Source organism: Stenotrophomonas sp. TWI700, from assembly GCF_039673645.1.
Lineage (GTDB): Bacteria > Pseudomonadota > Gammaproteobacteria > Xanthomonadales > Xanthomonadaceae > Stenotrophomonas > Stenotrophomonas maltophilia_AA.
In genome coordinates, this window is sequence record NZ_JBDJMB010000013.1 from 89,346 (window position 1) to 96,610 (window position 7,265).

Here is a 7,265-nt window from a genome sequence, read left to right on the forward strand (position 1 = left end):
ACAACTCGCCGGCACGACGGTGGGGAGGACAGGAGAAGGATTCTCCGAAGCCCCCGTCCCGCGTAAACGGCACCAAGAGGACACGGACATGGCGCATTTCGAACTGATTGAAAAGATGGCACCCAATGCGGTGATCAAGGTGATCGGCGTGGGCGGCGGCGGCGGCAACGCCGTGGCGCACATGGTCAGCACCAGTGTGGACGGCGTGGAATTCATCACCGCCAACACCGACTCGCAGGCCATCAAGAACTGCGGTGCCAAGCTGCAGCTGCAGCTGGGTACCAACGTCACCAAGGGCCTGGGCGCAGGCGCGAACCCGGAAGTCGGCCGCCAGGCCGCGCTGGAAGACCGTGAGCGCATCATGGACGCCCTGCAGGGTGCGGACATGGTCTTCATCACCGCCGGCATGGGCGGCGGCACCGGTACCGGCGCAGCCCCGGTCGTGGCGCAGCTGGCCAAGGAGATGGGCATCCTGACCGTCGCCGTGGTCACCAAGCCGTTCCCGTTCGAAGGCCGTCGCCGCATGCAGGTCGCGCTGAAGGGCATCGAAGAGCTGAGCCAGCATTGCGACTCGCTGATCACCATTCCGAACGAAAAGCTGATCACCGTCCTGGGCCGCAACGCCACCATGATCCAGGCCTTCCGTGCCGCCAACGATGTCCTCCAGGGCGCCGTGCAGGGCATCGCCGACCTGATCGTGCGTCCGGGCCTGATCAACGTCGACTTCGCCGACGTCCGCACCGTCATGTCCGAAATGGGCCTGGCGATGATGGGCACCGGCACCGCGCGTGGCGATGACCGCGCCCAGGCCGCGGCCGAAGCCGCCATCCAGAACCCGCTGCTGGACGATGTGAACCTGGCCGGTGCCAACGGCATCCTGGTCAACATCACCGCCGGCGCCGACTTCACGATGGCCGAGTTCGACGAGATCGGCCGCACCATCGACGGCTTCGCTTCCGAAGATGCCACCGTGGTCGTGGGTACCGTGCTGGATCCGGACATGCAGGACGAAGTCCGCGTGACCGTGGTCGCCACCGGCCTGAACCGTGCCGTCACCGCCAAGACCCAGCGTCCGGGCGAGCGCGCACCGATCAAGCTGGTCCGCAACGCCACCACCGGCCAGCCGGAGTTCGGCGAGTTCGACAACGGCGGCGATGCGGTCTCCAAGGCCGTGGGCGGGATGGGCATGGGCATGGGCCTGCGTCGTCCCAGCGCCGACACCGTGGCGCCGACCGCCCCGAGCGCGTCGGGTCCGGCCGCTGCTGAACTGCCCAACGATTACCTGGACATCCCGGCGTTCCTGCGCCGCCAGGCGGACTGAGCCACGCATGCCGGGGCCTTGTCCTCCCCGGTAAGCGCCTCCATGTCCCATGCTGCCGGGCCAGGATCGGCCCGGCAGTCTGACCGCCGTCGTGCATCACGCACGTCCGGGCAGTGCTGTCGACGCACCACGGTTCACGGAAGGGACAGCGGTAGTGCGTGTTATTCTTGTTTGTCACAGCCGCGCTGACCGCGCGCTTTCTGGTCCTGCCCCCCGATGATTCCGCAACGCACCCTCAAGAACACGATCCGCGCCACCGGCGTTGGCCTTCACAGCGGTGACAAGGTCTACATGACCCTGCGCCCGGCCCCGGTCAACCATGGCATCGTGTTCCGTCGCGTCGATCTGGACCCGGTGGTGGAAGTGCCTGCACGCGCGGACCTGGTCACCGAAGTCACGCTGTGCACCGGCCTGACCTATCACGAGGCCAAGATCCAGACCGTCGAACACCTGATGTCGGCCCTGGCCGGCCTGGGTGTGGACAACATCATCGTGGAGCTGTCCTCGGCCGAGTTGCCGATCATGGACGGTTCCTCCGGCCCGTTCGTGTTCCTGCTGCAGTCGGCGGGCATCGCCGAACAGGACGCGCCGAAACGTTTCCTGCGCATTCTCAAGACGGTGGAAGTCATCGATGGCGACAAGGTCGCCCGCTTCGAGCCGTACGAAGGCTACAAGCTCGGTTTCACCATCCAGTTCAACCACCCGATGATCCCGGCCAAGCAGTCGCGGGCGGAAATCGAGTTCTCGACCCTGGCCTACACCAAGGAAATCTCGCGCGCCCGGACCTTCGGCTTCATGCGGGATCTGGAATACATGCGCGAGCGCAACCTGGGCCTGGGCGGTTCGATGGACAACGCCATCGTGCTCGACGAGTTCCGGGTGCTCAACGACGACGGCCTGCGCTACGCCGATGAGTTCGTGCGCCACAAGATCCTCGACGCGATCGGCGATCTGTACCTGGCCGGCGGCCAGGTATTGGGCGCCTACGAAGGCTTCAAGTCGGGTCATGCGCTCAACAACAAGCTGGTGCGTGCCCTGCTGGCCGATGCCAGTGCCTGGGAGTGGGTCAGCTACGAGTCTCCGGCCGCTACGGCGCCGGTGGTCTACGGCCTGCCGGCGTACGCCTGAGCGCGGTTTCGCTGCAACCCATTGATTTGAAACAAAACAAGACGGCGCCCAGGGCGCCGTTTCTGTTTCCAGCGGTCACGGCGGGCTGAAACCGGCGTGATCTTGACGTCAATGAACCGTAGGGGTGCACAGCGCACAGATTTGTGAACCTCATCAAGGTTCTTGCCAGATTTAACGTTAATTTAATAAAACACTAACGACTGGCGGCGATTCGGCCGCTACAGTGCAGACCGGCTCCCAGCCAAAGTTCACGTGATCGTGACGCGGCCGGGAAGGGGCGGGATGCCCCGATGGCTTCACGATTTGGAGGAATCCACATCGCGCAGACAAGCCAACGCGTCGCGTAGCCCTTTGTGCGTGGCGGCTGAAACAGCGTGGGGGCCATTCCTGTTGTCGATCGCTGGGGAGCGTGGGGGAGGGGCAGATGCTGTTTTGACGGTCACCTTGGTGACCTTCAGCCCGATGGACCGGGCCGCGTCGATCAACTGTGCTTCGGCAAGCCGGACCTTGGCGTGCCACACGGGAGATTCGACGAGAAAAACGAGGTGCTCGCCGTTTACATTCGCCAGCCGGCAACGGGTGGCCAGTGCAGGCGGCAAATGGGGGCGCAATTGACGGTCCAGCGCGTCGAGCCACAGGGCACGACGCAGCGGGTTACCGGCTTTGTCCGCCATGACCGCATCCAGCGCCGGCTTCGGCGTGGATGGGGAACGGGCACTGGATTTCGGCTCAGACATGAAAACTCACTGATGGCATTCAAAAAGATCGTAATCAAAACGCGTGAAGGACAGGCCAAGACGCCGCTGGCGCGTTTGCGTTTCTACTTCGAAGATTCCCCCCGTGCCCTGCTGGGCAGTGTGCTGGGGGTGGGCTGCCTGATCGGCTTCGGTGCCGGTATCGGTGGCAGCATGTTCAACGATTCCCGGCTCCACGCCAAGGTCGCACAGCAGGAACGCGAACTGGCGCAGGCCCAGAAGGACGCTCAGACCCAGGTCAACGCGCTGGCTGCGCGGATGGGCGAGCTGCAGGCGCAGGCCACCCGTCTCAATGCCCTGGGCGAACGACTCACCCAGATGGGCAAGCTGGAGGACGGCGAATTCGACTTCAACGAGACCCCCGGCCTCGGTGAAGGCGAGCCCGGCCCGACCCAGGACATCCCGGTCAGCGCGGTCAACGCCGACTTACAGGTGCTGGAGCAGCGCTTCGCTGCTTCAGGCCGCCAGCTGTCGGTGATGGAATCGCTGATGTTCGACCACCAGCTCGAACAGAACGCGGTGCCCTCGCGGATGCCGATCCGCAATACCTACATCACCTCCAACTTCGGCACCCGCAGCGATCCGTTCGGTCGCGGTGCGGCCACCCACAAGGGCATGGATTTCCACGCCAAGGTCGGTGACCCGGTGATGTCGGTGGCCGACGGCGTGGTCAGCTTCGCCGGCGTGAAGGGCGGCTACGGCAACGTGGTCGATGTGGACCATGGCAACGGCTATGTGACCCGCTATGCGCACAATTCGCGCCTGGTGGTGAAGCCGGGCGACCTGGTCCGGGCCGGCCAGGAAGTGGCCAAGGCCGGTTCCACGGGCCGTTCCACCGGTGCCCACGTGCACTTCGAGGTCTGGGAACGCGGCCAGGTGGTCAATCCGCGCAAGTTCCTCGGTGATGGCGGCAACACCCCGGTCGGCCGCGTTTCGCGGGGCTGATCACGGTAACGAACTTGAACGGGGGTGCTTGAAACGCCGGACCCCCGTCCCAAGCTACAATGGGTGTTGCCATAGACAGGGCGCAGTGCGCCCTGTTTCGTTTGCGGCGTGCGCATCCCCCGGGGAAAGCGCCGCCGTTGGGGCGTCTCATTCCAACCGGTTCCTTCAATGATCAACAGCCTGCTTACCCGCGTCTTCGGCAGTCGTAATGAACGACAGCTGCGCCAGCTCAACCGCATCGTCGCCAAGATCAATGCGTTGGAGCCGGAAATCGAAAAGCTCTCCGACGAGCAGCTCAAGGCCAAGACCCCGGAGTTCAAGCAGCGCATCGCTGACGGTGAGGCCCTGGACAAGGTGCTGCCCGAAGCGTTCGCGGTCTGCCGTGAAGCCAGCCGCCGCGTGCTGGGCATGCGCCATTACGACGTGCAGCTGATCGGCGGCATGGTCCTGCACCTGGGCAAGATCGCCGAAATGCGCACCGGTGAAGGCAAGACCCTGGTCGCCACGCTGCCGGTGTACCTCAATGCGCTGGAAGGCAAGGGCGTCCACGTGGTCACCGTGAACGACTACCTGGCCCGCCGTGACTCGGCGCAGATGGGCAAGCTCTACAACTGGCTGGGCATGAGCGTGGGCGTGGTCTACCCGGGCATGCCGCACGGTGACAAGCGCGAGGCCTATGCCAGCGACATCACCTATGGCACCAACAACGAATTCGGCTTCGATTACCTGCGCGACAACATGGCGCTGTCCCGTGCGGACCGCTACCAGCGCGGCCTGCACTACGCGATCGTCGATGAAGTCGACTCGATCCTGATCGATGAAGCCCGTACCCCGCTGATCATTTCCGGCCCGGCCGATGATTCTCCGGAGCTGTACATCCGCGTCAACCGCGTCGTCCCGCACCTGATCAAGCAGGAGGCCGAGGAAGGCGAGGGTGATTTCTGGGTCGACGAGAAGGGCAAGCAGGTCCATCTGTCCGAAGCGGGCATGGAGCATGCCGAGGCGCTGCTGGTCGAAGCCGGCATCCTCAATGCCGAGACCGAAGGCCTGTACGCCGCGCAGAACCTGACCGTGGTGCATCACCTCAATGCCGCCCTGCGCGCGCATGCGATCTACCAGCGCGACGTGGATTACATCGTGCGCGATGGCGAAGTGGTGATCGTCGATGAATTCACCGGCCGTACCCTGGCCGGCCGCCGCTGGTCCGATGGCCTGCACCAGGCGGTGGAAGCGAAGGAAGGCGTGCCGGTCCAGCGCGAGAACCAGACCCTGGCGAGCATCACCTTCCAGAACCTGTTCCGCATGTACAAGAAGCTGTCCGGCATGACCGGTACGGCCGATACGGAAGCCTACGAATTCCAGAGCATCTACAACCTGGAAGTGGTGGTGATCCCGACCAACCGCCCGACCATCCGCAAGGACGGTTCGGACCAGGTGTTCCTCAACCGCAACGGCAAGTTCAACGCGGTGCTGGCCGATATCCAGGCCTGCAACGAGCGTGGCCAGCCGGTGCTGGTGGGCACGACCTCGATCGAGACCTCGGAGATGCTGTCCGAGCATCTGCGCAAGGCCGGTGTGCACCACGAAGTGCTCAACGCCAAGCAGCATGACCGCGAAGCGACCATCATCGCCAACGCCGGCATGCCGGGCGCGGTGACCATCGCGACCAACATGGCCGGCCGTGGTACCGACATCGTGCTGGGTGGTTCGCTGGAAGCGCAGCTGCATGAGCTGGGCGAAGACGCGACGCCGGAACAGCGTGCCCAGGTCAAGGCCGAGTGGCAGGTCCGCCATGATGCCGTCAAGGCCGCCGGTGGCCTGCACATTGTCGGCACCGAGCGCCATGAATCGCGTCGTATCGACAACCAGCTGCGTGGCCGTTCGGGCCGCCAGGGCGATCCGGGTTCGTCCCGCTTCTACCTGTCGCTGGAAGACAACCTGATGCGCATCTTCGCCTCGGACTGGGTCCAGAAGGCGATGCGCATGATGGGCATGAAGGAAGACGACGTCATCGAGGATCGCCTGGTCAGCCGGCAGATCGAGAAGGCGCAGCGCAAGGTCGAGGCGCACAACTTCGACATCCGCAAGAACCTGCTGGACTTCGACGACGTCAACAACGATCAGCGCAAGGTGATCTACAGCCAGCGCGATGAGCTGCTGGATGCGGAGTCGGTGAAGGACAACGTGGATGGCATCCGCGGCGACGTGATCTTCGACGTGGTGGCGCGTTTCGTGCCGCCGAACTCGATCGACGAGCAGTGGGACCTGCAGGGTCTGGAAGCGACGCTGGCCTCGGACTTCGGCATCGATATGTCGCTGACCGAACTGGTCAAGGCGCACGAGGAGCTGGACGCCGAGGGCATCGCCGAGAAGGTGCAGGCCAAGGTCGACGAGCACTTCGCGGCGAAGGAAGCCGGCGTGGGCGACGAGACCATGCGCGCGCTGGAGAAGCACGTGATGCTGACCGTGCTGGACCAGAGCTGGAAGGAGCATCTGGCGCGCATGGATTACCTGCGCCAGGGCATCTACCTGCGTGGTTACGCGCAGAAGCAGCCGAAGCAGGAATACAAGAAGGAAGCGTTCGAGCTGTTCTCGGAGATGCTGGAGAACGTGAAGCGCGAAGTGGTGACGTTGCTGGCGCGCGTGCGCATCCGCAGCGAAGAGGAAGTGGCGGCGCTGGAGCAGGCCGAGCGCCAGCAGGCGGAGGCGCGTCTGCTGCAGTCGCAGTTCCAGCACCAGGACGCCGGCAGCTACAGTGCGGACGAAGAGGCGGCACAGGTGGAGGCGGCGCAGAATGGCGTGCCGCAGGTCACCCGCGACGAGCCGAAGGTCGGACGCAACGATCCGTGCCCGTGCGGCAGCGGCAAGAAGTACAAGCACTGCCATGGTCAGCTGAGTTGATCGGTTGATTGGACGTGCTGAAGAAGCCCCGCCTTGTGCGGGGCTTTTTTTTGGTTCTTCTTCCCTCTGCAGGGAAGGCATGTGGGGCGTTCTGACCTTCTCCAGGGGCGGCGGTCGATGGGTCGGGCGCTGGGGCGCGATGCCGTTGTCGGCGAATGTCCCCCGGTGCCGGCCTGCGGCCGTCCCCTCCTCCTTGATTTCGCCCACAACGGCAT

Annotated in this window: 5 protein-coding genes; 4 read left to right on the forward strand and 1 reads right to left on the reverse strand. The window is 64.5% G+C overall.

Translation table 11 applies throughout. From position 1 onward, the window contains the following. Nucleotides 1-88 precede the first annotated feature (88 nt). Both ftsZ and lpxC read left to right on the forward strand, forming a co-directional pair. Nucleotides 89-1,321 carry a cell division protein FtsZ gene (ftsZ, locus tag ABE473_RS11475; protein ID WP_176990394.1) on the forward strand — a complete coding sequence of 411 codons (1,233 nt, stop codon included), beginning with the start codon at nucleotides 89-91 and terminating at the stop codon, nucleotides 1,319-1,321. A 216-nt stretch (nucleotides 1,322-1,537) separates the two neighbouring features. Next, a complete protein-coding gene (gene lpxC, locus ABE473_RS11480; protein ID WP_346489557.1) occupies nucleotides 1,538-2,449 on the forward strand; it encodes a UDP-3-O-acyl-N-acetylglucosamine deacetylase in 912 nt (303 codons plus the stop codon). Nucleotides 2,450-2,745: 296 nt separating this feature from the next. Here the strand turns inward: lpxC and ABE473_RS11485 are convergent, their stop codons facing one another. Continuing rightward, the gene (locus ABE473_RS11485) at nucleotides 2,746-3,186 is read right to left on the reverse strand and encodes a DUF721 domain-containing protein (RefSeq protein ID WP_026069663.1); all 441 of its coding nucleotides are present in this window, start codon (nucleotides 3,184-3,186) and stop codon (nucleotides 2,746-2,748) included. Nucleotides 3,187-3,198: 12 nt separating this feature from the next. On the opposite strand from ABE473_RS11485, the gene ABE473_RS11490 reads away from it, so the two are divergent. Further along, a complete protein-coding gene (locus ABE473_RS11490; RefSeq protein WP_019182479.1) occupies nucleotides 3,199-4,149 on the forward strand; it encodes a M23 family metallopeptidase in 951 nt (316 codons plus the stop codon). A 168-nt stretch (nucleotides 4,150-4,317) separates the two neighbouring features. Next, a complete protein-coding gene (gene secA, locus ABE473_RS11495; RefSeq protein WP_346489558.1) occupies nucleotides 4,318-7,050 on the forward strand; it encodes a preprotein translocase subunit SecA in 2,733 nt (910 codons plus the stop codon). Nucleotides 7,051-7,265 lie beyond the last annotated feature (215 nt).